Annotated in this window: 30 protein-coding genes; 28 read left to right on the top strand and 2 right to left on the bottom strand. The window is 38.4% G+C overall.

The genetic code is table 11. From position 1 onward, the window contains the following. The first annotated feature begins 152 nt into the window (after nt 1–152). The 26 genes from bgsA (at nt 153) to IGL37_RS11185 (ending at nt 21,572) form a co-directional block, all read left to right on the top strand. Entirely contained in the window at nt 153–1,157 is a 1,005-nt protein-coding gene (gene bgsA, locus IGL37_RS11310) for a cell wall glycolipid biosynthesis glucosyltransferase BgsA (protein ID WP_002362375.1), read from the top strand. Nucleotides 1,158–1,203: 46 nt separating this feature from the next. Next, nucleotides 1,204–2,427 (top strand): cell wall glycolipid biosynthesis glucosyltransferase BgsB, encoded by a 1,224-nt coding sequence (gene bgsB, locus IGL37_RS11305; RefSeq protein WP_002389260.1) that lies wholly within the window; start codon nt 1,204–1,206, stop codon nt 2,425–2,427. Between the two features lie 72 nt (nt 2,428–2,499). Next, nucleotides 2,500–3,390: an NAD(P)-dependent oxidoreductase gene (locus IGL37_RS11300; protein ID WP_002359377.1), complete on the top strand. Its 891-nt coding sequence runs from the start codon at nt 2,500–2,502 to the stop codon at nt 3,388–3,390. Between the two features lie 100 nt (nt 3,391–3,490). Continuing rightward, nucleotides 3,491–3,721, top strand: a complete 231-nt coding sequence (locus tag IGL37_RS11295) for a YkuJ family protein (RefSeq protein ID WP_002379802.1) — start codon at nt 3,491–3,493, stop codon at nt 3,719–3,721. Between the two features lie 389 nt (nt 3,722–4,110). Then, nucleotides 4,111–4,551 (top strand): fatty acid biosynthesis transcriptional regulator FabT, encoded by a 441-nt coding sequence (gene fabT, locus IGL37_RS11290; RefSeq protein WP_002362455.1) that lies wholly within the window; start codon nt 4,111–4,113, stop codon nt 4,549–4,551. Between the two features lie 15 nt (nt 4,552–4,566). Then, nucleotides 4,567–5,532: a beta-ketoacyl-ACP synthase III gene (locus tag IGL37_RS11285; protein WP_002359378.1), complete on the top strand. Its 966-nt coding sequence runs from the start codon at nt 4,567–4,569 to the stop codon at nt 5,530–5,532. Between the two features lie 52 nt (nt 5,533–5,584). Beyond that, complete coding sequence (locus tag IGL37_RS11280; RefSeq protein WP_002356278.1) at nt 5,585–5,812, top strand: acyl carrier protein; 228 nt, start codon at nt 5,585–5,587, stop codon at nt 5,810–5,812. A 136-nt stretch (nt 5,813–5,948) separates the two neighbouring features. Continuing rightward, nucleotides 5,949–6,905, top strand: a complete 957-nt coding sequence (gene fabK, locus IGL37_RS11275) for an enoyl-[acyl-carrier-protein] reductase FabK (protein ID WP_430598791.1) — start codon at nt 5,949–5,951, stop codon at nt 6,903–6,905. A 32-nt stretch (nt 6,906–6,937) separates the two neighbouring features. Then, nucleotides 6,938–7,867 carry an ACP S-malonyltransferase gene (gene fabD, locus IGL37_RS11270; RefSeq protein ID WP_002356280.1) on the top strand — a complete coding sequence of 310 codons (930 nt, stop codon included), beginning with the start codon at nt 6,938–6,940 and terminating at the stop codon, nt 7,865–7,867. Nucleotides 7,868–7,870: 3 nt separating this feature from the next. Next, nucleotides 7,871–8,608, top strand: a complete 738-nt coding sequence (gene fabG, locus IGL37_RS11265; RefSeq protein WP_002356283.1) for a 3-oxoacyl-[acyl-carrier-protein] reductase — start codon at nt 7,871–7,873, stop codon at nt 8,606–8,608. Nucleotides 8,609–8,626: 18 nt separating this feature from the next. Further along, nucleotides 8,627–9,862 carry a beta-ketoacyl-ACP synthase II gene (fabF, locus tag IGL37_RS11260; RefSeq protein ID WP_033917822.1) on the top strand — a complete coding sequence of 412 codons (1,236 nt, stop codon included), beginning with the start codon at nt 8,627–8,629 and terminating at the stop codon, nt 9,860–9,862. A 1-nt stretch (nt 9,863) separates the two neighbouring features. Further along, the gene (gene accB / locus IGL37_RS11255) at nt 9,864–10,352 is read left to right on the top strand and encodes an acetyl-CoA carboxylase biotin carboxyl carrier protein (RefSeq protein WP_002356285.1); all 489 of its coding nucleotides are present in this window, start codon (nt 9,864–9,866) and stop codon (nt 10,350–10,352) included. 3 nt (nt 10,353–10,355) lie between these two features. Beyond that, nucleotides 10,356–10,781 (top strand): 3-hydroxyacyl-ACP dehydratase FabZ, encoded by a 426-nt coding sequence (gene fabZ / locus IGL37_RS11250; protein WP_002356286.1) that lies wholly within the window; start codon nt 10,356–10,358, stop codon nt 10,779–10,781. A gap of 7 nt (nt 10,782–10,788) precedes the next feature. Next, nucleotides 10,789–12,159 (top strand): acetyl-CoA carboxylase biotin carboxylase subunit, encoded by a 1,371-nt coding sequence (locus IGL37_RS11245; protein WP_002400784.1) that lies wholly within the window; start codon nt 10,789–10,791, stop codon nt 12,157–12,159. Between the two features lie 55 nt (nt 12,160–12,214). Continuing rightward, the gene (gene accD, locus IGL37_RS11240; protein WP_002356293.1) at nt 12,215–13,081 is read left to right on the top strand and encodes an acetyl-CoA carboxylase, carboxyltransferase subunit beta; all 867 of its coding nucleotides are present in this window, start codon (nt 12,215–12,217) and stop codon (nt 13,079–13,081) included. Nucleotide 13,082: 1 nt separating this feature from the next. Next, complete coding sequence (locus tag IGL37_RS11235) at nt 13,083–13,871, top strand: acetyl-CoA carboxylase carboxyl transferase subunit alpha (RefSeq protein WP_002362363.1); 789 nt, start codon at nt 13,083–13,085, stop codon at nt 13,869–13,871. Between the two features lie 221 nt (nt 13,872–14,092). After that, nucleotides 14,093–14,620, top strand: a complete 528-nt coding sequence (locus IGL37_RS11230; protein WP_002356296.1) for a YqeG family HAD IIIA-type phosphatase — start codon at nt 14,093–14,095, stop codon at nt 14,618–14,620. Further along, nucleotides 14,617–15,726: a ribosome biogenesis GTPase YqeH gene (gene yqeH, locus IGL37_RS11225; protein WP_002381381.1), complete on the top strand. Its 1,110-nt coding sequence runs from the start codon at nt 14,617–14,619 to the stop codon at nt 15,724–15,726. Before IGL37_RS11230 ends, yqeH begins: the two co-directional genes overlap by 4 nt. 23 nt (nt 15,727–15,749) lie before the next feature. Beyond that, nucleotides 15,750–16,061 carry a ribosome assembly RNA-binding protein YhbY gene (gene yhbY, locus IGL37_RS11220; protein ID WP_002356298.1) on the top strand — a complete coding sequence of 104 codons (312 nt, stop codon included), beginning with the start codon at nt 15,750–15,752 and terminating at the stop codon, nt 16,059–16,061. A 17-nt stretch (nt 16,062–16,078) separates the two neighbouring features. Beyond that, complete coding sequence (locus IGL37_RS11215; protein WP_002365150.1) at nt 16,079–16,738, top strand: nicotinate-nucleotide adenylyltransferase; 660 nt, start codon at nt 16,079–16,081, stop codon at nt 16,736–16,738. Beyond that, complete coding sequence (gene yqeK, locus IGL37_RS11210) at nt 16,716–17,306, top strand: bis(5'-nucleosyl)-tetraphosphatase (symmetrical) YqeK (RefSeq protein WP_002356300.1); 591 nt, start codon at nt 16,716–16,718, stop codon at nt 17,304–17,306. Before IGL37_RS11215 ends, yqeK begins: the two co-directional genes overlap by 23 nt. Before the next feature lie 46 nt (nt 17,307–17,352). Beyond that, nucleotides 17,353–17,691, top strand: a complete 339-nt coding sequence (rsfS, locus tag IGL37_RS11205) for a ribosome silencing factor (protein WP_033072556.1) — start codon at nt 17,353–17,355, stop codon at nt 17,689–17,691. A gap of 1 nt (nt 17,692) precedes the next feature. Further along, nucleotides 17,693–18,433 carry a class I SAM-dependent DNA methyltransferase gene (locus IGL37_RS11200; RefSeq protein ID WP_002356302.1) on the top strand — a complete coding sequence of 247 codons (741 nt, stop codon included), beginning with the start codon at nt 17,693–17,695 and terminating at the stop codon, nt 18,431–18,433. Between the two features lie 80 nt (nt 18,434–18,513). After that, nucleotides 18,514–19,701, top strand: coding sequence for a nucleotidyltransferase (locus IGL37_RS11195; protein ID WP_195757634.1), 1,188 nt, complete (start codon nt 18,514–18,516; stop codon nt 19,699–19,701). Between the two features lie 86 nt (nt 19,702–19,787). After that, the gene (locus IGL37_RS11190; RefSeq protein ID WP_002356305.1) at nt 19,788–20,507 is read left to right on the top strand and encodes a YebC/PmpR family DNA-binding transcriptional regulator; all 720 of its coding nucleotides are present in this window, start codon (nt 19,788–19,790) and stop codon (nt 20,505–20,507) included. Between the two features lie 234 nt (nt 20,508–20,741). Next, nucleotides 20,742–21,572: a DUF6287 domain-containing protein gene (locus IGL37_RS11185; RefSeq protein ID WP_033917824.1), complete on the top strand. Its 831-nt coding sequence runs from the start codon at nt 20,742–20,744 to the stop codon at nt 21,570–21,572. Nucleotides 21,573–21,851: 279 nt separating this feature from the next. Here the strand turns inward: IGL37_RS11185 and IGL37_RS11180 are convergent, their stop codons facing one another. Beyond that, a complete protein-coding gene (locus tag IGL37_RS11180) occupies nt 21,852–22,796 on the bottom strand; it encodes an endo-beta-N-acetylglucosaminidase (RefSeq protein WP_002382461.1) in 945 nt (314 codons plus the stop codon). Nucleotides 22,797–22,953: 157 nt separating this feature from the next. After that, entirely contained in the window at nt 22,954–23,535 is a 582-nt protein-coding gene (locus tag IGL37_RS11175) for a YdcF family protein (protein ID WP_002359392.1), read from the bottom strand. A gap of 121 nt (nt 23,536–23,656) precedes the next feature. On the opposite strand from IGL37_RS11175, the gene IGL37_RS11170 reads away from it, so the two are divergent. Together IGL37_RS11170 and IGL37_RS11165 are read left to right on the top strand one after the other, a co-directional pair. Next, complete coding sequence (locus IGL37_RS11170; RefSeq protein WP_002381386.1) at nt 23,657–24,520, top strand: aminoglycoside 6-adenylyltransferase; 864 nt, start codon at nt 23,657–23,659, stop codon at nt 24,518–24,520. Nucleotides 24,521–24,666: 146 nt separating this feature from the next. Further along, a complete protein-coding gene (locus tag IGL37_RS11165) occupies nt 24,667–26,112 on the top strand; it encodes a L,D-transpeptidase family protein (RefSeq protein WP_002370561.1) in 1,446 nt (481 codons plus the stop codon). Nucleotides 26,113–26,202 lie beyond the last annotated feature (90 nt).

Genomic DNA, 26,202 nt, shown 5'->3' with positions numbered 1-26,202 from the left:
GTTTTATTCACTATTTTTTGATAAGCTTGAAGAAGGGACCTTAAAAACATTTATAAGATTAAAAGGATCCTACCGAAGAATGAATACATCAAATTTTAGCTATGGTATAATGTGTTTATTATAGTTAGTAAAGCAGAAAAGGAGGAGCGGGTTTGAAAATATTGTTATATTTTGAAGGTGAGAAAATCTTAGCCAAATCAGGTATTGGTCGAGCATTAGATCACCAGAAACGAGCGCTCTCTGAAGTTGGAATAGAATATACATTAGATGCTGATTGCAGTGACTATGATATATTGCATATTAATACATATGGCGTAAATAGCCATCGTATGGTCAGAAAAGCACGTAAACTAGGAAAAAAAGTTATTTATCATGCCCATTCGACAGAAGAAGATTTTCGTAATTCCTTTATTGGGTCTAATCAACTGGCACCATTAGTAAAAAAATATCTTATCAGTTTGTATTCCAAAGCGGATCATTTAATTACACCAACACCGTATTCTAAAACATTGCTAGAAGGATATGGCATTAAAGTGCCTATTTCGGCGATCTCAAATGGTATTGATTTATCACGCTTTTATCCTTCAGAAGAAAAGGAACAAAAATTCCGAGAATATTTTAAAATAGATGAAGAGAAAAAAGTAATTATTTGTGTGGGATTATTTTTTGAACGCAAAGGAATCACTGATTTTATTGAAGTTGCGCGACAGTTACCAGAGTATCAATTTATTTGGTTTGGTGATACACCAATGTATTCTATCCCAAAAAATATCCGACAATTAGTTAAAGAAGATCATCCAGAAAATGTTATTTTCCCAGGTTATATTAAAGGAGATGTCATCGAAGGGGCCTATGCGGCAGCGAATCTCTTCTTTTTCCCTTCGCGTGAAGAAACGGAAGGAATTGTTGTCTTAGAAGCATTAGCTAGTCAGCAACAAGTTTTAGTGCGTGATATTCCAGTTTATCAAGGCTGGCTAGTAGCTAATGAAAATTGTTATATGGGTCATTCTATTGAAGAATTTAAAAAATATATTGAAGGCTTATTAGAAGGGGAAATACCTAGCACTAGAGAAGCAGGCTACCAAGTAGCAGAGCAAAGAAGTATCAAGCAAATTGGTTACGAGTTAAAAGAAGTCTACGAGACAGTCTTATCTTAACAAATATTGAAGGCAGTTATTGTTAGATGAAATGGAGGTAATGAGAGTGAAAATTGGTTTTTTTACTGATACGTATTTCCCGCAAGTGAGTGGGGTAGCGACTTCTATTAAGACCTTAAAAGATGAATTAGAAAAGCACGGCCATGAAGTGTATATTTTTACGACAACCGATCCTAACGCGACTGATTTTGAAGAAGATGTCATACGAATGCCTAGTGTGCCATTCGTGTCTTTTAAAGATCGCCGAGTAGTGGTTCGCGGCATGTGGTACGCCTATTTAATTGCCAAAGAGTTGGAATTAGATTTAATTCATACACATACTGAATTTGGTGCGGGTATTTTAGGGAAAATGGTTGGGAAAAAAATGAAAATCCCTGTCATCCATACGTATCATACAATGTATGAAGATTACTTACATTATATTGCTAAAGGAAAAGTTGTCCGTCCATCACATGTTAAATTCTTTTCAAGAGTGTTTACAAATCATACGACAGGTGTTGTTTGTCCCAGTGAACGTGTAATTGAAAAATTACGGGATTATGGAGTGACCGCACCAATGAGAATTATTCCAACAGGGATCGAAATTGATAAGTTTTTACGTCCCGATATTACTGAAGAAATGATCGCTGGAATGCGTCAACAACTAGGTATTGAAGAGCAACAGATTATGTTGTTATCGTTAAGTCGAATTTCTTATGAAAAAAATATTCAAGCAATTATTCAAGGGTTACCACAAATTATTGAAAAATTACCACAAACTCGTTTAGTAATAGTTGGAAATGGTCCCTATCTAGAGGATTTAAAAGAATTAGCAGAAGAACTAGAAGTCAGTGAATACGTTCAATTTACGGGTGAAGTGCCAAATGAAGAAGTCGCCATTTATTATAAAGCTGCTGACTATTTTGTCAGCGCCTCAACGTCGGAAACACAAGGCTTAACTTATACAGAAGCGATGGCTGCTGGCGTTCAATGTGTTGCAGAAGGGAACGCCTATTTAAATAATTTATTTGATCATGAAAGCTTAGGCAAAACTTTTAAGACAGACAGTGATTTTGCCCCAACATTGATTGACTATATACAAGCAAATATTAAAATGGACCAAACTATTTTAGATGAAAAATTATTTGAAATTTCTTCTACAAACTTTGGCAACAAAATGATTGAATTTTATCAAGACACATTGATTTACTTTGATCAACTTCAAATGGAAAAAGAAAATGCGGACTCAATTAAAAAAATTAAAGTAAAATTTACATCTTTAAGAAAATAAACTGCAAAACTTTCCTCCTTCGTTTATACTGAAGGAGGAAAGTTTTTTATTTTAAGAACGGAGGAAGCTACTATGTCTAAAATCGGCTTTATTGGAACAGGTGTCATGGGAAAATCAATTATTCGTAACATGATGAAAAACAATTTATCTGTCAATGTTTACAATCGAACAAAAAGTAAAACAGATGATTTAGTTGCTGAAGGAGCAGTTTGGTATGATACGCCAAAAGCAATTGCGGAAGCGAGTGATATCATTTTTACAATGGTTGGCTTTCCTTCAGATGTTGAAGGCGTGTATTTTAATGAAACAGGGATTTTTCAAGCAGATCTTACAGGTAAAATAGTAGTAGATTTAACCACAAGTACGCCGACCTTGGCTGAAAAGATTGCCAAAAAAGCAGCAGAAGTGGGTGCTCATGCGTTGGATGCGCCAGTTTCTGGTGGTGACTTAGGTGCTAAAAATGGTACTTTAACAATTATGGTTGGTGGCGATCAAGAAAGTTATGAGACCGTCTTACCAATTTTTAAAACATTTGGTAAAACGTTTATGCTACACGGCTCAGCTGGAAAAGGGCAACACACTAAGATGGCGAATCAGTTAATGATTGCAGGCACAATGACCGGGTTGACTGAAATGCTCGTTTACGCAAATGCGACAGGATTAACTTTAGAAAAAGTTCTGGAAACAGTCGGTGGTGGTAGTGCTGCAAACTGGTCATTAAGTAATTATGGTCCGCGTATTTTAAAAGAAGATTATACGCCAGGCTTTTTTGTTAAACATTTTATCAAAGATTTAAAGATTGCGTTAGATGAAGCAAAAAAACTTGACCTTCCATTGCCAGCGACGCAAAAAGCGACAGAATTATATGAAAGCCTTGCAGATAAAGGGTTTGAAAATGATGGCACACAAGCCTTAATTAAGCTTTGGTGGACAGATGGCAAGCAACCAACGAATAAAAATTAAAGAACAACAAAAAAATCAAAAAAAATGACGAAAAATCATGCAAGTTAGGCAATGTTTTGTTACAATGGTACAGAACTAGTTTGCAAAAGGAGGCCCACTGATGAAACATTCACAACTTGTGGCGATTATTAAGAGACTGGAAGCAATGATCGAAGCAGCAGATAATGAAGTACAAGTACGCCGCTTTGAACGTGAAGGCGTAGAGAAATGTATTGTAAGTTTTGATAAATCAACAGAAACATTTGAATTAACAGAATCTGATACGCACCAAAGCTATCAATTCGATAACATCGATATTGTAGCAATGGAAATTTACGACTTAATTCAATAATTAATCGTCCTACATTTTAATAAGGGAGTGGAGTAGAAGCACCAAAGCTTCTGGTTCACTCTCTTCTCGTATTATCCAGTCAAGTTGTAGCAATAGCTTAGTGGGAGTTTAAGAATTATATAACAAAAATCACTGGCACTTCTCAATCAGGGGAGTGCCAGTGATGCTTTTTAGTTGCACTTCTTTCCTTTTTCTGTGAAAATAGTTTGGGTATCAAAGTAATTGATCCTTTTTTTAAAAGCCTCGTCCCTTGAAAATGCGCCTTTTTTGAAATATTTGAAGAATATTTCATTAAAAATATAGAAAATTCTCTTGCATTCTTTGCTTATTTACGATATAGTTTGAACATCAAATGTTTTGATAATCAAAGTATATGGATGGTGCACAGAATGGAACCTAATTTAGAAACAGTCAACGATTACTTAGTCAGTGTCTTTAATGACATCTTAACGATTGAAGAATCTGAATTGAAAAAATCACAATTTAATGATTTATCCATTACGGAGATGCACACAATCGAAGCAATTGGTATGTACAAGAAAAAAACGTCTTCAGAAGTAGCCAAGGAACTTTCAATTACTGTCGGAACACTTACTGTAGCGATTAACAACTTAGTTAAAAAAGGCTATGTTGAACGTTTGCGTAGTGAAGATGATCGACGTGTAGTAAAGCTTGGCTTAACTAAAAAAGGAAAATTACTTTTTAGAGTCCATCAGCATTTTCATCGTGAAATGGTTAAAAACATTTTGAAAGGCATGGAGCAAGAAGAAGAACAAGCGCTGTTAAGAGCACTAAAAAATCTTCATGATTTCTTGCAAGAATACAAATAAAAAGTGAGGATCCCCATGAAGAATTATGCACGAATTAGTTGTACAAGCCGTTATGTTCCAGAGAATTGTGTCACGAATCACCAACTGAGTGAAATGATGGATACCTCTGATGAATGGATACATTCGCGAACAGGCATTAGTGAACGTCGCATCGTTACGCAAGAAAATACGTCTGATTTATGTCATCAGGTCGCAAAACAGTTATTGGAAAAATCTGGAAAGCAAGCAAGTGAGATTGACTTTATTTTAGTTGCAACAGTGACACCAGATTTCAATATGCCTTCTGTTGCTTGCCAAGTGCAAGGCGCAATTGGCGCCACTGAGGCCTTTGCTTTTGACATCAGTGCAGCGTGTTCTGGTTTTGTCTATGCCTTAAGCATGGCAGAAAAACTAGTCTTAAGTGGTCGTTATCAAACAGGTCTAGTAATTGGTGGCGAAACATTTTCCAAAATGTTGGATTGGACCGATCGCTCCACAGCGGTGCTTTTCGGTGATGGGGCTGCTGGCGTCTTGATTGAAGCGGCTGAGACACCGCATTTTCTAAATGAAAAATTACAAGCAGATGGACAACGGTGGGCGGCTTTAACGTCAGGCTACACGATCAACGAAAGTCCTTTTTATCAGGGGCATGAGCAGGCTAGTAAGACGCTACAGATGGAAGGACGTAGTATTTTTGATTTTGCGATTAAAGATGTTTCACAAAATATTTTATCACTCGTGACGGACGAAACCGTGGATTATCTTCTATTACATCAAGCAAATGTGCGCATTATCGATAAAATTGCACGTAAGACGAAGATTTCCCGCGAGAAGTTTTTAACGAATATGGATAAATATGGCAATACCTCAGCTGCTAGTATTCCTATTTTGTTGGATGAAGCAGTTGAAAATGGGACCTTAATTTTAGGTTCCCAACAACGCGTGGTGCTAACAGGATTTGGCGGCGGCTTAACATGGGGCTCACTGCTCCTAACGCTGTAAAAAACTGTTCACATATAAATGAAGAAAATGACTATTTTGGAGGAATATACACATGGTATTTGAAAAAATTCAAGCAATTATCGTAGAAGAATTAGGAAAAGATGCTGAAGAGGTACAATTAACTACAAACATTCAAGAAGAATTAGATGCGGATAGCTTAGATTTATTCCAAATCATTAACGAAATCGAAGATGAATTTGATGTGAAAATCGAAACAGAAGATGGCATCCAAACCGTTCAAGATTTAGTAACATATGTAGAAAAACAACAAGCAAACTAATACATGAAAATAGGGGGCTGGGACATTTAATTGCTAAATGACCCAGTCCCTAAAAAAACAAGTAAATAAGCCGGAAAAATCCTTTTTTACTTGAATGAAGTGTACTTATCTTAGAACTAAAGGACGTATAAAATCAATGAATCAACAGTTATGTGAGTTGCTTGGAATCAATTATCCCATTTTTCAAGGCGGTATGGCTTGGGTAGCCGATGCTTCATTAGCAAGTGCCGTGTCAAACGCTGGTGGATTAGGGATTATTGCTGGCGGCAATGCCCCAAAAGAAGTCGTAAAAAAAGAAATTAAAAAAGTTAAAGAATTAACGGAGCAACCCTTTGGTGTCAATATCATGTTACTTTCACCTTTTGCCGATGAAATTGTCGATTTGGTTTGTGAAGAACAGGTTCCTGTCGTAACGACAGGTGCAGGCAATCCAGCCAAATACATGGCTCGTTTTAAAGAACATAACATTAAAGTAATCCCAGTAGTTCCTTCAGTTGCTTTAGCAAAAAGAATGGAAAAAATTGGTGCCGATGCTGTCATTTTTGAAGGAATGGAAGCTGGTGGACATATTGGCAAGTTAACCACTATGAGTGGCTTACCGCAAATCGTTGACGCTGTGTCAATTCCTGTGATTGCAGCAGGTGGGATTGGTGATGGTCGTGGTATGGCTGCGGCCTTTATGTTAGGTGCTGAAGCAGTCCAGTTAGGCACACGTTTTTTAATTGCCAAAGAATGCAACGTTCATCCAGATTATAAACAGAAAGTTTTAAAGGCACGTGATTTAGATGCAGTAATTACCTGCCAACATTTTGGCCATCCAGTGCGTACTTTAAAAAATAAATTAACCGCTCAATATAATCAATTAGAAAAGCAAGAACTCCAAAAAGAAGTGCCTGATTTAGAAATGTTTGAAAAAATTGGTCGGGGCGCTTTGCGCAAAGCTGTCGTTGACGGGGATATGGATTACGGTTCCGTCATGGCGGGACAAATTGCCGGGTTAATAAAAAAAGAAGAAACAGCCCAAGAAATCATTGATTCACTCATGTCTGAATGCAAAGCGATTGTACATAAGATGAATCAGCGTTGGGGCTAAGTGAATAATTTTAACAAAAAATGAGGTGTCGTATGAAAACAGCGATTTTATTTAGTGGACAAGGAGCCCAGTATCAAGGGATGGGTGAAGAATTATATCACCAAGAAGCGATTGTTCGGGAAACTTTCGATGAAGCAAGTCATATCTTAGGTTATGAGATGGCAGAACTTTGTTTTACTGAAAATGAACGTTTAAATGAAACAGAATATACGCAACCTGCTATTTTAACAGTCAGTGTCGCATTTTACCGTCTTTTGCAACAAAAAGGACTAACGCCTGATGTCGTAGCGGGTTTAAGCTTAGGGGAATACAGTGCTTTGGTTGCCAGCGGGGCTTTGCGCTTTTCAGAAGCAGTGGCCTTGGTCCAAAAGCGCGGTCAGTACATGACAGAAGCAGCACCACAAGGAACTGGCAAAATGGTTGCTGTTATGAATGCTGAGCGTGAAGTAATTGAGAAAGCCTGCCAAGAAGCCAGTGCTTTCGGAATTGTGGCTCCAGCAAATTATAATACACCACAACAAATCGTGATTGGTGGTGAGGTTGCTGCTGTTGATCAAGCGATGACACTTCTCAAAGAAGCTGGTGTGAAACGAATGATTCCGTTAAATGTGAGTGGCCCTTTCCATACGGCGCTGTTACAACCAGCATCAAAAAAATTGGCTCAGGATTTAGCAAAATTGAACTTTCAAACGATGCAAATTCCTGTCATTAGTAATACGACTGCCGAAATTATGCCCCAAGAGGCAATTCAAGCGTTATTGGAAAAGCAAGTCATGTCTGCGGTACGTTTTGAAGACAGTATCGAAACGATGAAGGCTATGAACGTAGGAACGATGATTGAAGTTGGTCCAGGGAAAACATTAACTGGTTTTGTTAAAAAAATTGACAAAACAATTGAAATGCACCGTGTGGAAGATGTTGCAACATTAACAGAAACGTTAACAGCACTTACTGGGAGGTAAAAAATGGAATTAACAGGGAAAAACGTATTTATTACTGGAAGCACTCGTGGGATTGGCAAAGCAGTTGCGTTGGCTTTTGCGAAAGAGGGCGCCAATATTGTTTTAAACGGTCGGAGTGAGATTACGCCAGAACAACGACAAGAAATTGAAGCCTTTGGGGTAAAATGTATTGGCCTTTCTGGAGATATTTCCGATTTTGATGCAGCAGGTGAGATGATTCAAGCAACCGTTGACCAATTAGGCTCGATTGATATTCTGGTGAATAACGCTGGGATTACGAATGATAAATTATTATTACGAATGACAAAAGAGGATTTTAATGCCTGTTTAGATATTAACTTGGTAGGAACTTTTAACATGACCCAACAAGCGGTTAAACGTATGATGAAACAACGAAGTGGTCGGATTATTAATATGGCTAGCGTTTCTGGTTTAATGGGAAATGTTGGTCAAGCAAACTACGCTGCGAGTAAAGCCGGTGTCGTTGGTTTTACTAAATCGGTGGCACGAGAAGTTGCGCCGCGCGGTATTACCTGCAATGCGATTGCACCAGGGTTTATCCAAACAGAAATGACGGATGTTTTATCAGAAAAAGTTAAAACACAAATGAATGCACAAATTCCCTTACAAACGTTTGGGCAAGTCGAAGATGTCGCAGCTACAGCGATTTTCTTAGCTAAAAGTCCCTATATTACTGGGCAAGTCGTGAATGTTGATGGCGGCTTAGTCATGCACGGATAAACGAAAGGAGTCAAAAGGATGAATCGAGTAGTTATTACCGGTTACGGTGTCACCTCGCCGATTGGCAATGAACCTGAGACTTTTTTAGAAAGTTTGAAAACAGGGAAAAATGGTATCGGACCGATTAGTAAATTTGATGTTAGTGAAACAGGTGTCACCTTAGCAGCTGAAGTGAAAGACTTTCCAATGGAAAAATATTTTGTTAAAAAAGATGGCAAACGCATGGATAAGTTTTCGTTATTTGGCATTTATGCGACCTTAGAAGCAATGGCTATGAGTGGCTTGGATACCAGTCAACTAGATGTGGATCGGTTTGGCGTCATGGTGGGTTCCGGGATTGGTGGTTTGGAAACAATTCAAAATCAAGTAATTCGGATGCACGACAAAGGACCTGAACGTGTGGCACCGTTATTTATTCCAATGGCGATTGGAAACATGGTGGCGGGAAATATTGCTTTACGTGTTGGTGCCAAAGGAATTTGTACTTCAACAGTGACAGCTTGTGCTAGTGCAACTCATTCAATTGGGGAAGCGTTCCGCAATATCAAACATGGCTACTCCGATGTCATTATTGCTGGTGGAGCAGAAGCGCCTATTACAGAAATCGGTATTTCAGGATTTGCTTCCTTGACCGCTTTAACAAAGGCGACTGATCCAGAAAAAGCCTCAATTCCCTTTGATAAAGAACGTAGTGGATTTGTGATGGGAGAAGGAGCGGGTGTCTTTATTTTAGAATCATTAGATCATGCTCTAGAACGAGGCGCAACTATTTTAGGTGAAGTGGTTGGCTATGGTGCTAATTGCGATGCCTATCATATGACATCACCAACACCAGATGGGAGCGGCGCAGCGAAAGCCATGGTACTAGCAATGGAAGAAGCGGGGATTTCTCCAGAAAAAATTGGCTATATTAACGCTCATGGAACAAGCACACAAGCCAATGACAGTGCAGAATCTAAAGCAATTGAATTGGCTTTAGGTGATGCCGCAAAAACGGCGTATGTAAGTAGTACGAAGAGTATGACGGGACATCTCTTAGGCGCCGCTGGTGGAATTGAAGGAATTGCTACCCTAAATGCTTTACAACATCAATTTATTCCGCCAACCATTAATGTGGAAAATCAAGATGAAGCAATTACGGTGAACGTTGTTTTAAACGAAAGCAAAGAGCATAAATTTGATTATGCTTTAAGTAACTCACTAGGCTTTGGTGGCCACAATGCAGTTATTTGCTTAAAACGCTGGGAGGATTAACATGCAGTTAGAAGAAGTAAAAGCACTATTAACACAATTTGATCAATCAACTTTAACCGAATTTGATTTACGAGAAGGCTCGTTTGAATTATATATGAATAAAAATACAGTTTCTGGGCGAAGTGCCGTAGAACCAGTGGCGCAACCACAAGAAACACCAGTAGCCGCTAGTGGTGTGTCAGTGCCTGTTGAAACAGTTTCTGTCGTTGAAGAAACGCCAACTAATACACCGACAACCAATGAAAAGACAGAAGAAATTACGTCACCTATTGTAGGAATCGTTTATTTACAACCAGCACCAGATAAAGAGAACTTTGTCAAAGTAGGAGACACTGTTAAAACGGGTGACGTTGTGTGTATCGTTGAAGCGATGAAATTAATGAATGAAATTACGGCGACAGTTGACGGTGTGATTACTGAAATATTAGTCAACAATGAAGATGTGGTTGAATTTGGTCAGCCGCTATTCCGAGTTGCTAAAGGAGAATAAAACATGAAATTAACAATTACAGAAATTCAAGAAATTTTACCACATCGCTATCCCTTTTTATTATTAGATAGTGTTGAAGAAGTCATTCCCGGGGAACGCGTTGTAGCGAAAAAGAATGTAACGGTTAATGAGCAAGTTTTTCAAGGTCATTTTCCTGGGAATCCTGTTTTGCCAGGAGTTTTAATTATTGAATCATTGGCTCAAGCAGGCGCCGTGGCATTACTTTCAATGCCTGAATTCAAAGGGAAAACGGCATACTTTGGTGGATTAGATAAAGCAAAATTTAGACAAAAGGTAACACCAGGCGACACATTAATTTTAGAGGTTGAACTTTTAAAAGTCCGCGCTTCTGCTGGAATGGGTAAAGGTGTGGCAAAAGTTAATGGAAAAAAAGTTGCCGAGGCTGAATTAACCTTTATGATTGGATAGGTGAAAAATGTTTTCGAAAGTATTAATCGCAAACCGCGGAGAAATCGCTGTTCGTATTATTCGTGCCTGTCGCGAATTAGGCATTCAAACAGTTGCTGTTTACTCTGAAGCGGATCAAGAAGCGTTACACACACAGTTAGCAGATGAAGCCATTTGTATTGGACCGGCGAAAGCAACTGATTCTTATTTAAATGTTCAAGCTGTTTTAAGTGCAGCGATTGTTACCAATGCTGAAGCGATTCATCCAGGGTTTGGTTTCTTATCTGAAAATAGTCAATTTGCTTCAATGTGCGAAGAATGTAACATTACTTTTATCGGTCCTAAAGCAGAAACGATTGATGCAATGGGCAATAAAATAAACGCACGTCAACTGATGCAAAAAGCCAAGGTACCTGTTATTCCTGGGAGTGATGGCGTCATTGATTCTGTCGAAGAAGCGTTGACGATTGCTGAAGAAATTGGTTACCCAGTGATGTTAAAGGCAGCTGCTGGTGGTGGCGGAAAAGGAATCCGAAAAGTTCTTTCAAAAGAAGAGTTACCGAAACACTTTACTTCAGCGCAGCAAGAAGCCAAAGCCGCATTTGGTAATGATGATATGTATTTAGAAAAAATTATTTATCCAGCACGTCATATCGAAGTGCAAATTTTAGGTGATCAATATGGGCATGTGATTCACTTAGGAGAACGTGATTGCTCACTACAAAGAAATAATCAAAAAGTGTTAGAAGAATCACCATCGATTGCTATTTCTGAAGAAAAGCGTCAGATGTTAGGCGAAACGGCCGTTCGAGCGGCACAAGCTGTGCATTATGAAAATGCCGGAACCATTGAATTTTTGATGGATCCAGCTGGCGACTTTTATTTCATGGAAATGAATACCCGCATCCAAGTCGAACATCCAGTTACGGAAATGGTAACAGGGATTGATTTAGTCAAAGCACAATTAGAAATTGCTTCAGGTGAACCTTTAGGCTATACCCAAGAGGATGTTACCATGACTGGGCATGCGATTGAGTGCCGAATTAACGCTGAAAATCCTGCCTTTAATTTTGCTCCTTCACCAGGTAAAATTCAAAATCTCTTGTTGCCTAGTGGTGGAATGGGCTTGCGTGTAGACAGCGCTATGTATTCAGGGTATTCAATTCCGCCTTATTATGATTCAATGATTGCAAAAGTCATCGTACATGGTGAAAATCGTTTTGATGCCTTGATGAAAATGCAAAGGGCTTTAAATGAAATTGTAACAGAAGGTATTATTACGAATGCCGAATTCCAATTAGATTTAATTACACATGACAATGTTTTGACAGGTGACTATGACACAAGCTTTTTACAAGAAACATTTCTACCAAATTGGGAGCCAGAAAGCAATCATTAAAGAAAGAACGCCGCAAGAGCTGTGCTCTTGCCGCTAAAATACGAGGAGTAAGCAAATGGCATTATTTAAAAAGAAAAATTACATTCGCATTAATCCAAATCGTGCTGATGCAAATGATGCATCAAAGAAGCCTTCTGTTCCAGATAATATGTGGGCAAAATGCCCTTCTTGTAAGCGAACACTGTATACAAAAGAAATGGGTGCAGAAAAAATCTGTCCGCATTGTGGCTATAGTTTTCGGATTGGTGCATGGGAACGATTAGCGATAACCGTTGATGAAAAAAGTTTCCACAATTGGGACAGTGAATTAGTGACAAAAGATCCACTAAATTTTCCTGGTTATCTTGAAAAAATTGAAAAAATGCAAGAAAAAACTGGGCTAGATGAAGCTGTCTTAACGGGAGAAGCAACAATTGAAGGACAAGCTGTTGCAATTGGAATCATGGACGCTAATTTTATCATGGGCAGTATGGGAACGATTGTTGGTGAAAAAATCACACGCTTGTTTGAGCGGGCGACAGAAAAGCATTTACCAGTAGTGATTTTCACTGCATCTGGTGGTGCCCGTATGCAAGAAGGAATTTTTTCATTGATGCAAATGGCGAAAATTTCGGCCGCTTTGCAACGGCATAACAAAGCAGGCTTGCTGTATCTTACGGTATTGACTGATCCAACGACTGGCGGTGTTACCGCAAGTTTTGCGATGGATGGCGATATTATTTTGGCAGAGCCTCAGAGTTTAATCGGTTTTGCTGGCCGCCGTGTAATTGAACAAACGATTCGTCAAGAGTTGCCAGATGATTTTCAAAAGGCCGAGTTTCTTTTAGAACATGGTTTTGTAGATCAGATTGTGCCAAGAAATCTTTTGCGTCAACGATTGAGCGACTTGTTACGTTTACATTCTTTGGAAGGGTGGCGTTAACATGGAAAAGAAAACAGCCAATGATGTTGTTACCTTGGCAAGAGCCCAAGATCGTTTGACAACTTTAGAATATATAGAAGCAATTTTTGAGGACTTTTTAGAATTTCATGGGGATCGTTACTTTGCCGATGATTTAGCTGTAGTCGGTGGTGTTGCTACTTTGCAAGGGAAACCAGTTACAGTGGTAGGTATCCAAAAAGGTCGAAATCTACCAGAAAATATTGAACGTAATTTTGGTTCACCTAATCCTGAAGGGTATCGCAAAGCGTTACGTTTAATGAAACAAGCGGAAAAATTTAATCGACCAGTCATTACCTTTGTGAACACTGCTGGTGCCTATTGTGGAATTGGTGCCGAAGAGCGGGGAGAAGGGGAAGCCATTGCGCAAAACTTGTTAGAAATGTCTGATTTGAAAGTGCCAATCATTTCAGTCATCATTGGTGAGGGCGGTAGTGGCGGTGCTTTAGCTTTAGCAGTCGCAGATGAAGTTTGGATGTTGGAACACACGATTTATGCGGTTCTTTCGCCAGAAGGTTTCGCCTCTATTTTGTGGAAAGACGGCAGTCGAGCGAAAGAAGCAGCAGAATTGATGAAAATCACAGCGACAGAGCTGAAGGAATTAGCTATTGTAGATAAAGTAATTCCGGAAGTTATGAACGGTCAGCCTCTGGAACAAGCAAAAATTAATCGCATGTTACAAAAAGCGTTTATTTCAAAATTAACTGAATTAGCTAAATTAGATACGGAAACGTTACTAGAAAAAAGATACCAACGTTTTCGCAAATATTAGAAGTTACTACTCATCAACGAACTTTTCAGGGGTTGATGGGTGGCTTTTTTTATTTTTTCTTTTATTTTACTTGTTCTTTTACAAGGAACGACCGTCCTTTATAGAAATTTTCAGTAAAATGCAGTATAATACAATAGGTAGAGACTGAAGCATAATTGTTTAGTTATGTTTCAGTCTCTTAAAATCGAAGAAACTACATAGTGTCAGTGAGAGGAGTCACGATGTTTTCAAAATATAAACCGACATGGATGATTGATGCGATTTATAAAATTACCCCCGCACAATTAAAAAAACTGGGGATTAAGGCAGTACTAACTGACTTAGATAATACGTTAATTGCTTGGAATAATCCCGATGGAACAGAAGAATTAAAAACTTGGTTATTAGAAATGAAAAATGCAGGAATTACTGTCCTCGTTGTTTCAAACAACAAAGACAGCCGGATTAAACGCGTTGTTGAAAAGTTTGACTTAGATTATGTAGCACGTGCCTTGAAACCAACCGCACGTGGCTTCAAATTAGCAGAAAAAAAATTAGGCTTGAAGCCATCTGAAATGTTAATGGTCGGCGATCAGATTATGACAGATATTCGGGGAGCTAACGCAGCGGGTATACGCAATGTTTTAGTTCAACCGATTGTCGATACAGATGGCTGGAATACTAGAATCAATCGGTTCTTTGAACGGAAAATTATGAAATACTTATCAAAAAAACATCCAGAAATGACATGGAGAGGCGGATTAGAATGACAGAGGCAATTCATTGTATTGGCTGTGGTGCGATTATCCAAACGGAAAATCCTCATGAATTAGGCTATACACCAAAAACAGCTTTCGAAAAAGGAATGGAAACAGGGGAAGTTTATTGCCAACGTTGTTTTCGCTTAAGACATTATAATGACATTCAAGATGTCCAATTAACAGATGATGACTTTTTACGTTTATTGAATGGTTTAGGAACAGAAGATGCACTGATTGTGAACGTAGTGGATATTTTTGACTTTAATGGCTCTCTTATTCCAGGACTACATCGTTTTATCGGAGATAATCCTGTGTTGTTAGTTGGCAATAAAGTGGATATTTTGCCTAAATCATTAAAAAAACCTAAAATGGTTCAATGGATGAGAGAACGGGCCCATGAAGCAGGATTACGCCCTGTTGATGTTTTACTAACAAGTGGCAAGAAACCACAAGAAATGCAAGAGTTATTAGATACAATCGAAAAATATCGTGAAGGCCGAGACGTTTATGTCGTAGGTGTGACCAATGTTGGAAAATCAACATTAATCAATCAAATCATTCAACAAACAGTGGGTGTTCAAGATGTGATTACGACATCACAATTTCCTGGAACAACGCTAGATAAAATTGAAATTCCATTAGACGATGGCCACTTCTTAATCGATACGCCCGGAATTATTCACCGTCATCAAATGGCACATTACCTAGGTAAAAAAGACTTGAAAATTATTGCACCGCAAAAAGAAATCAAACCAAAAGTTTACCAATTAAATGCTGAACAAACCTTGTTTTTAGGTGGCTTGGCTCGCTTTGATTATGTCCAAGGTGCTAAAAGTTCCTTCATTGCCTACGTTTCCAATGACTTAAATTTACACCGAACAAAAACAGCAACCGCCGATGCTTTTTATGAAAAACATGTTGGTGGCTTATTGCAGCCTCCACGTGCCGATGAAGTCGCTGAGTTTCCTGAATTAGTGCGCTTTGAATTTTCCGTGAAAGAAAAAACGGATATTGTGTTTGCTGGTCTAGGTTGGATTACTGTCACAGAACCTGGTGTAGTCGCTGGTTGGGCGCCTAAAGGTGTCGATGTTTTACGTAGAAAAGCATTAATTTAAATTTTAGAGAGAAGGCAAACAATTTGAAACTTAGAGGAAAACAAAAACGTTATTTACGTAGTCAGGCACACCATTTACAACCTATTTTTCAAGTAGGCAAAGGTGGTTTGAATGACGCAATGATTACACAAATTGATGAAGCGTTGGAAAAACGTGAACTGATTAAAATTACGTTATTACAAAATACAGATGAAGTAGCAGAAGAGGTTGCAGAAGAACTAACAGCAGCCATTCATTGCGATGTGGTACAAATCATTGGTCGCGTGTTGGTCTTATTCAAGCCATCAAGTAAAGAAAAATATCAAAAAATTTCAGCAGCAGTCAAAGAGATTTAATATTGGAGGGATGAACAATGGGAGAAAAAAGACAAGCGCGTCAAGGAGCGGACGTTCTCTTGCAAGAGGAACCGTTACGTTTTCAAACAAGAAAGCAAGTCGGCTTGTTAGGTGGTAATTTTAATCCCGTTCATTTAGCACATCTTGTCATGGCCGATCAAGTTCAAAATCAACTAGGTTTGGACAAAGTTTACTTAATGCCTACGTACTTACCACCACATGTAGACGAAAAGAAAACAATTAGCAGTGAACATCGGTTAGCGATGTTAGAACTAGCAGTGGCTGATAATCCCTGCTTAGATATTGAGCCAATTGAGTTAATTCGCAAAGGCAAAAGTTACACGTATGATACGATGAAAGCTTTAAAAGAAGCCAATCCAGATACTGATTATTATTTTATAATTGGTGGAGATATGGTGGAATACTTGCCCAAATGGCATCGGATTGATGACTTACTCCATTTAGTTCAATTTGTCGGCATTCGGCGTCCTAATTATCCAACGGAATCTACCTATCCAATTATTTGGGTCGATGTTCCGCAGATGGCGATTAGTTCCACTTTGATTAGACAAAAAGTCAAAAGTGGTTGCTCAACACGCTATCTTCTTCCAGAGAATGTGATAAACTATATTCAAGAGAAGGGACTGTATCAAGATGAGCTGGATAACAAATTATGATGCTGCACAACGTGAATTATTAATGCAAAAAGTTCAAATGCAAATGAGTGAACGTCGCTTTCGCCATGTGTTAGGAGTCGAGGAAACAGCTGTGGCCTTGGCAGCGAAATATGGTGCCGATGAAGCCAAAGCAAGTATTGCTGCTTTGACGCATGATTACGCCAAAGAACGTCCAAACGATGAATTCGAGTTGATTATTCGCCGAGATGGTTTCGATTTGGCTTTATTAAACTATGGCAATGAAATTTGGCATGGCTTAGTTGGGGCGGATATTGTTCAACGGGAATTAGCCATTGATGACGAAGAAATCTTGCAGGCAATTCGTGTGCATACAACTGGGGCTGCTAAGATGAGCTTGCTAGATAAAATTATTTATGTCGCAGATTACATTGAACCAGGACGTGATTTTCCAGGTGTGAAAGAAGCCCGTGAAATTGCCCTTGTTGACTTAGATGCAGCGGTTGCTTATGAAACGAAACATACCTTGTTACATTTGATTGAACAAGAACATAAAATTTATCCAAAAACGTTAGAGACCTACAATCAATGGGTCGTTAATCAAAAATAAAAGAAGAAAGAATTACTAGGAGGGAACTATCATAGATAGCCAGAAAATTTTAGAAATTGCTGTCAAAGCAGCAGATTCAAAACGAGCAGAAGAAATTGTCGCATTAGACGTAAGAGAGATTTCATTATTAGCAGATTATTTTTTAATTTGCCAAGCCAATAGTGAACGTCAAATCAATGCGATTGTTGATGAAATTAACGAACAAGAAGCCAAAAATCAAGTAGAAGTCAAACGTGTGGAAGGTAAAGAAGGCGGAAAATGGATTTTAATCGATTTAGGCGATGTTATTGTCCATGTATTCCAATCTTCAGAACGTGCCTTTTACAACTTAGAAAAATTATGGTCAGATGCCCCAATGGTTGATCTAAGCGCTTGGGTCGACTAAAATGGCCTATGAAACGTTTGCTTTCGTCTATGACGAAGTGATGGACGAAAGCCTATACCAAAAATGGTTGGATTTTTCCAATCGTCATCTCCCACAAGGAACCCAACAAATTCTTGAAATGGCTTGTGGTACAGGCGCTTTAGCAGTTGATTTCGCGAAAAGTGGTTACGATGTGACGGCCTTAGACTTATCAGAAGAAATGTTGATGATTGCTAGTGAACGGGCCTTTGAAGAAGAAGTGCCAGTTCAATTTGTTCAGGGAAATATGCTAGATTTATCTGAAGTGGGACAATACCAAGCCATCACTTGTTTTTCTGATTCACTGTGCTATATGGCTAATCGCCAAGAAGTACAACAAGTGTTCGATGAAGTTTATCAAGCGTTAGAAGAGGAAGGAACGTTCATTTTTGATGTTCATTCTACTTACAAAATTGATTCAGTTTTTCCAGAATATAGCTATCATTATCAAACAGAAGAATTTGCTTTTCTATGGGATAGTTACGCTGGTGAAAAAGAACACAGCATCGAACATTTCTTAACATTTTTTGTGAAAGAACAGGAAACAGATGAGCACTTTGTTCGGTATGATGAATTGCATCAAGAACGAACCTATTCGTTAGATAACTATTTACGAATGTTAGAAAGTGCTGGTTTCATGAATGTCAAAGTTTATGCAGACTTTACAGATGAAGCACCAACTGAAACAAGTGAACGCTGGTTCTTTGTTTGTCAAAGAGATTAATAAGATTTGGCTTATGAGCTTGGGACAGCGCTTAAAAACGTTTGTCTCTTTGCTGATAAGTCCATTTTTTTATAACGGAGGTGGCTAGAGTGAAAGCCTGTGGCATTATCGTGGAATATAATCCCTTTCATAATGGACATCGCTATCATGCCCAACAAGCTCGCCAACAAAGCGGAGCTGAAGTAGTGATTGCTATAATGAGTGGAAATTTTTTACAAAGAGGAGAACCAGCCTTACTAGATAAGTGGGCCAGAGCAGAAGAAGCTTTGCAAAATGGTGTGGATTTAGTCATTGAATTGCCGACAGCTTGGTCGGTACAGTCTGCGGATTACTTTGCCAAAGGCGGTATAAAGTTATTGCAGGCGTTGCAATGTGAGAGCTTATGTTTTGGAACAGATAGTACAAGCGCAATTGATTATGCGGCTTTCGGCCAGTTTGTCCAAGAAAATCAATCCTTAATTGATCAAACGTTCCACGCATTGACAGACAAACAATTGAGTTATCCACAAAAAATGACTGCTGTTTTTCGTCAAGTATATCCTGAAAGCAGGTTCGATTTTTCTTCGCCTAATCATATTTTGGGGATGAGTTATGCAAAGGAAAATGCCACGTATCCAACCCCGATGACGCTCTACCCAATTGCTAGAAAACAAGCGGGCTTTCATGATGCAACGATTTCTGGGAAAGTTGCTAGCGCCACGGCGATTAGGCAAAGTGTTTTTCAACAAGAAATAACGCAAGTGCTGCCAACGGTTCCTTCTATAACCGCACAACATTTACAAACACAGACAATGATTTCATGGGAAAACTACTGGCCCTTCCTAAAGTATAAAATTGTTCAATCCTCGTTAGAAGAGTTACAATCCATTTACCAAATGACGGAAGGACTTGAATATCGACTAAAAGATCAAATCCAAGCAGCAGGTTCTTTTCACGAATTAATGGAACGTATGAAAACGAAGCGTTATACTTGGACAAGATTGCAACGATTAGCAACCTATATATTGTTAAATATGACCAAAGAAGAAGTTGAAACTGTTTGGCAAAACAGTTATCTCCATGTGCTAGGATTTACGCCAAAGGGACAAGCTTATCTAAAAGAAACCAAAGCACAGATTCAATTGCCGGTAATTTCCAAAGTATCTAAAGAAAACCGCGCAATGCTTTCGTTAGATATTCGCGCCAATCAACTATACCAGATGGGAGATTCTTCTTTAAAAGAACAAAATTTTGGTCGGTTTCCCTTACGATTTTCGCCAGATACCTAAAAAATACTTAACAAAAATCAGTTTCCCCAGTATAATAAACAAGGGATAAGATACTAACAACAAATCAGAGAAAGCGAAGTGAGAATATGGGCCGTAAATGGGCAAATATTAAAGAGAAAAAAGCTGCCAAAGACGCAAACAATAGCCGTGTTTATGCAAAATTCGGGATTGAAATTTACGTAGCAGCGAAGTCAGGAGACCCTGATCCTCATGCAAACCAAAAATTACGGTTTGTAATCGAACGCGCCAAAACATACAATGTACCAAAACATATTATTGATCGCGCTATTGAAAAAGCAAAAGGTTCAGCAGATGAACAATATTCTGAATTACGCTATGAAGGATTTGGGCCAAATGGTTCAATGGTCATTGTTGATGCTTTAACAAACAACGTGAACCGAACAGCAGCAGATGTGCGGGCCGCATTTGGTAAAAACGGCGGAAACATGGGTGTCAGCGGTGCTGTTTCCTACATGTTTGATAATACAGGTATCATTGGCTTTGCTGGTGACGATGCGGATGAAATTTTAGAATACTTAATGGAAAAAGACATTGATGTTCGCGATGTTGTTGAAGAAGACGGTCAAATTATCGTTTACACAGAACCAGAAGATTTCCACCATGCACAAGAAGCGTTAAAAGAAAAAGGCATTGAAGAATTCACGGTTACTGAGTTAGAAATGGTTCCACAAAACGAAGTAACATTAGAAGGCGACGATTTAGCGAACTTTGAAAAAATGTTAGACGTTTTAGAAGATTTAGAAGATGTTCAAAAAGTTCATCATAATGTAGATTTACCTGAATAATCCATTTGTTCGTTTGTTTTAAGATTTAGAAAGTGAGCCATCGGTCATTTTGACTGATGGCTCACTTTTTTTCATATAATACATAGAAAAAAGAAAGTTGATTGATAGGTCCATGTGACACAAAGCATTCAATGACAGGTTCAACTTTTGTCTGTTCCATAAATATTTGTCTAAACAGTTGAATTAATAGTACAATAGTCTAGTAAGATAGATCATTGAACGGGGTGAATAGGCGTGAAAAAGGGAATGCTAGCGTTTTTTGTCGTGCTAGCGGTTTTATCATTAACTGCTTGTCGGGAACCAAAAGAAAAGAAAGTAACCGCTTCAACGGAGGCATCCTCTAAAGTTGAAGAGACGAATGAAAAAACGAGTGAAACAATTGATAAGACAAACGAACAAGCGAGCAGCAGTGTCGAGTCTAACGAATCAGTGAAAAATGAAGAGCCGACAGCTGATGGAAACAATAGTCAGCTAACTGTAGCTGATTTAGATACTACAGCGATTAATGCTGGCGATTTTACTACTTTAGTTGGAACATGGAAAAATGGTAAAGGAGAGAGTTTGATCATTCATTCTGATGGTAGTACAAATACCGGAGGAATGATTACGAAGGATTCACCTACTGATGAGTCGCGACCAATTACAAGCTTAAGTATTAGGTGGGGGCCTACTGGTGCTGCGTTATTATTATATAAAATTGGTGTTGAAAATCCTAACGGCGACCAATCGGATAAGACGAAACCGCGATTGTTAATTACTCAAGATAGTGGAAATTATCCTGCGGAAGAGTATTACTATCGTTCTTCTGAAGAGGAAATTCAAGACCAAAATGAAGAGGCAAAAATCATCGATACACAAGAAAAAGCAGAGGCATGTATCAGAAGTACACTGACTGATGCAGAAAATGATGATACGAACCTTGGATTTTTTGGTATGAATGGAAATGACTTCTTTTTTAGAGCCCAATCGAAACAGATGGTTGCAAATGGAGGGACTGGGACTGTCGGTTTTTTCAGAGTAACACCACAAGGAGCAGTCAGAATAACGGATGCACAAGGCAACTAAAGATAGTCTCGTGGCAATCTATTTAATTCCTATAAAAGTAGCAAAATAAGAATGAAATGATCACAAAATCTTCACATTTAGTTTGTAAGATATAAGCATATCAACAAACAACCTTAACAACACAAAACACTTTTTCATTTTTAACTCCTTTCCCGTCCTTACCCAAAGGGCGGGTCTTTTTTTGTGTAAAACTATTCGCTCAAGATACCAAAAAGCCAGCTTGTAGTAAGCTGGCTTTTAACTCTTTACATGTTGGCGCTTGTAGACACGAGATAATAATTAAGGTGTTGGAACAGTTGGTGAATAGTTCGTTTTTCGACCATAAAGCTCTTGTGTCGCCGCCGAGATATACGCAGATGAATCTTTTCCTGGGAGGTTATACATTAGATAAATACCATATTGCTCCGCTTTTGTACGTTTGGCATATTGCGCAGCTAGATTTTGATTGACACCAACTTCAACGGCAGAAGCACCTAAACGAGAAGCAGGCATACCTGCAATTTGTGGCGGATTCCAGGTACTATAATAAGGGTTCCAAGCATAATCAATTAAAGAACTCATTTGAGGATTAGCTGAAGAGTTCGCAGCCGCTGGTCCAATATTATAAAAAGTAATTAATTTATCATTGCCTAAGCGATTTCTTAAGGCTTGAAGTAACCAAATGAACGAAGAATTATTTGGTTGAGGCGTCCCATTTTTTCCGTATTCAGCATACTCATCATCAAAATCAATACCATCTAAATGATACGTATTAACGACTTGTTCTAATTGAGCTGCAAAGGCATCCGCACTTTCGTAAGTTGGGAAGTTAGCAAAGCCAGCGCCTTCATGGTTGCCTAAAATAGACAATAGGACTTTAGTGCCGCGTGCTTGAACTGGACGAATTTGTGTTTCAGCTTCGTTTAAAGTTTGTTGGACCCGTTCATTTAGATATAAGTAAGGTTTTTTATTGACCGTATCATAATTAATATTGGCTGCAAAAATAATCCCCATATCAAAAGCAGGTTGATTGGTTCCAGCTAAAGTATATTTTCCCACATTGTTAAAATCGTGGTTGTTTACTTCTACATACATGACTGTTTTAGGTGTAACAGTTGATGCTGCTTGTACTTCAAATGCAGGTAGTGCAAACAGTAACCCACCGACTAAAAGGATCAAACTTAAAAAAGTTGAAATAATCCCTGTTTTCTTGTTAAAAAAATGAGTGCTCAATTGATGCCCCATAACTTTCTCCTCCTATAAAATAAATATTATTTGTAAGCGCTAACAAAGATATGTTATCATTTTTATAATTTAAACACAAGAAGAAGAGAACAAAAGTGAGCAAATCCACAGAATATAAAAGCGTCCTTCGCAAAATGGTCTTGCGAAGGACGCTCTTTTACCAATCAAAGAGTAAGGCATAGCCTAAAGAAAGCAGCTCTCGACCAAAATTTTTGATATCTTTTGGAAAAGAAGAAGCCGCAGTGATGCCTGAAACATTTGAGATGCCTGCTCGCTTGGCTAAAAGTTGCGAGCGGTACATGTGAAAGTCACTAGTAACAATCACTAGCCGTTTAAAAGAAAGGAGTTTTTGTGAATTGACAATATTTTCTTTGGTGCGTGTGGCACGATTTTCTAAGAGAATCTGTTTTTCTGGAACACCTTTATTTAGCAAGTATTGTTTCATAACCGCGGCTTCCGTAGCCGGCTCATCTGCTCCTTGCCCTCCGCTAACAATAACGGGTGTCTCGGGGTGTTGTTTAATATAGGGGATAGCCACATCTAACCGAGCTTGCAAAACACGGCTGGGCAGTGCGGTTTCTTTAGACGTCCCTAAAACACGGGCCCCTAAAATTAAAATAGCATCTGGTTTATCGGTGGGTTGCGTATTTTTGCCAGTAAAAATAAGTAGACCTAAAATCAAAAGAATACAAAAGCCAAAACTGACAATGGATAAACTTGTTATTTTTAACCAATGCATGAAACATCCCTCCTTGTAATGTTAGTGTATACGAAGTACCATAGAAAAAGCGATAGAAAACAAAAGACTTATAAAAAAATCTATGTTTTAATAGAAACTTTTGAAGAGAGGGAGCGAATGCATGCGTACAGAAGAAGAAATGTTTCAACTTATTATGGATGTAGCAAAACAAGAAGAACACATTCGAGCTGTGGGAATGGTGGGTTCTCGCACGAATGTGAAAGCGCCAAAAGATAGTTTTCAAGATTTCGACATTGTTTATATTGTAGAACCATGTGCTGAGTTTTTTGAAACAGCAACGTGGATAGCAAAATTTGGACAACCATTAATTATGCAACGTCCCAAGGAAATGACCTTATTTCCCACAGAACCGAAGACGCGGGAAACATTTTTAATGTTATTTGAAGATGGCCAACGTATCGATTTAACATTGTGTCCTCTCGCAGAAAAAGATAATTGGCATGAAGGCGATTCTTTAGCAATTATCTTGTTAGACAAAGATGAAAATTTGCCGCCTTTACCTGTAGCATCTGATAAAAATTATACAGTAACAGTTCCGGATCAGCAGCAATTTAACGATTGTTGCAATGAATTTTGGTGGGTTAGTACGTATGTAGTTAAGGGGCTTTGTCGGAATGAACTATTTTACGCTGTCACACATCTCTATGAATATTGTCAGCAGGAACTGTTGCGCTTGCTTTCTTGGCAAGCGGCTTGGCAGGAACCGGAGCCAATTTCTGTTGGGAAACAATTTAAGTATCTGAAAAATTATGTCACTCCTGACACGATGGATCAATTAGCATCATTGCTGGATTTTTCTAGTAAAGAAGCTTGTTGGAACAGCTTAATAAAGACACAAGCCTTTTTTGACGTCGTCGCTCAGGATTTTGCTAAAATGGCCCAGTTTACGTATCATTTACAAGAAGCAAAAAAAGTCACAGAGTATACAAATTCTTTAAGATTAAAGGATTTACAAGGAAAATAAGCTGAAAACAACGTAAAAATAGTGTATAATTGAAAAAATTAATCTGCGAGAGAAAGGGAACCTTTTTTGATTGTAGATCACCGCAGTTGTTTGTTGCCTAGTCTCTAAGAAATAAACCTAAAATTATTGATATAAAGGATGAACAAATGAAAAAAGAAGAAATGCAAATGCGTAATACACGTCGTCAAAAATCAGGAAAAAATAATAAAAAGAAAGTAATTATTACTTCTTTGGTTGGACTAGCTCTGGTTGCTGGGGGCAGCTATGTTTATTTTCAAAGTCACTTTTTACCAACCACAAAAGTAAATGGAGTTTCTGTAGGCTGGTTAAATGTAAATGCAGCGGAAGAAAAATTAGCGCAAGTTAATCAAACCGAAGAAGTTGTGGTTCAAACGGGGACAAAAGAAGAAAAAATTCAACTTCCTAAAAAATACCAATTGGATCAAAAATTTTTAAAAGACCATTTACACAGTAGCAAGGTGAAGCTACCGTTAAACGAGGCATTCAAAAAAGAACTAGAAGCCAAATTAGCGACTTTAAGTTTTCCAGAGGGGAAACCAAGCAAAAATGCGAGTATCCGTAGAGGCAATGGCACTTTTGAAATTGTTCCCGAAGAACAAGGCACAGTAGTGGACACACAGCGCTTAAATCAGCAGATTATTGCGGATGTTGAAGCGGGAAAAGGCAACTATCAATACAATGCCAAAGATTTTTATAAAGCCCCTGAAATTACAAAAGAGGATCAAACGTTAAAGGCGACATTGACAACGCTCAATAACAAGTTAAATAAAACAATTACAGTTGATATTAATGGTGAAAAAGTAGCCTTTGATAAAACACAAATTCAAAACGTGCTGAATGATGATGGCACAATCAACAAAGAAAAACTAACTACTTGGGTGACACAATTAGAAACAACATATGGTTCTGCTAATCAACCAGTTTTATTTACAGATGTTCATGGCACGACACGTCGTTTTAAAAACAACGGAAGTTATGGCTGGTCGATTGATGGGGCCAAAACGCAAGAACTACTAGTAAACGCGCTGAATAGCCAAGAACAAACGAATGCAATCACTGCTCCGTTGGTTGGTGATACCAAAGAAAATAGTAAAATTGCCAATAATTACATTGAAATTGATTTGAAAGATCAAAAAATGTATTGTTTCATTGATGGCAAAAAAATAGTCACCACAGATGTCATTACTGGCAGATATAACAAAGGAACTGCAACAGTACCAGGATTCCATACAATTTTATATCGGACAACCGATGTGAATTTAGAAGGTCAAATGCTTGATGGTTCTCGATACAGTGTGCCAGTAAAATATTGGATGCCGTTATTAAGTCAAGGGGGCGTTGTCACACAAATCGGGATTCATGACTCCGACCATAAATTGGATAAGTATGGCGATAAAGAAGCCTTTAAAACCGATGCTGGTAGTAATGGCTGTATCAATACGCCAGGAACAGAAGTTTCAAAAATCTTTGATGTATCCTATGACGGAATGCCGGTAATTATTTATGGACATATCTATGATGATGCACCAGGTGAATTTGATAAACCTGTAGATTACGGCGAAGAAGTATAAAAAGAGATATTAGGCAAGACCGCACTTTGGTCCAACTATGTATCTGAAAAATAAAAATTGGAGACGTCAACCGTAACGACTGACGTCTCC

The organism is Enterococcus sp. AZ119 (genome assembly GCF_050546175.1).
GTDB classification, from domain to species: domain Bacteria; phylum Bacillota; class Bacilli; order Lactobacillales; family Enterococcaceae; genus Enterococcus; species Enterococcus faecalis.
Note: the sequence above shows the minus strand (reverse complement) of the source record. Positions and strands in the feature narration are given on the sequence as shown.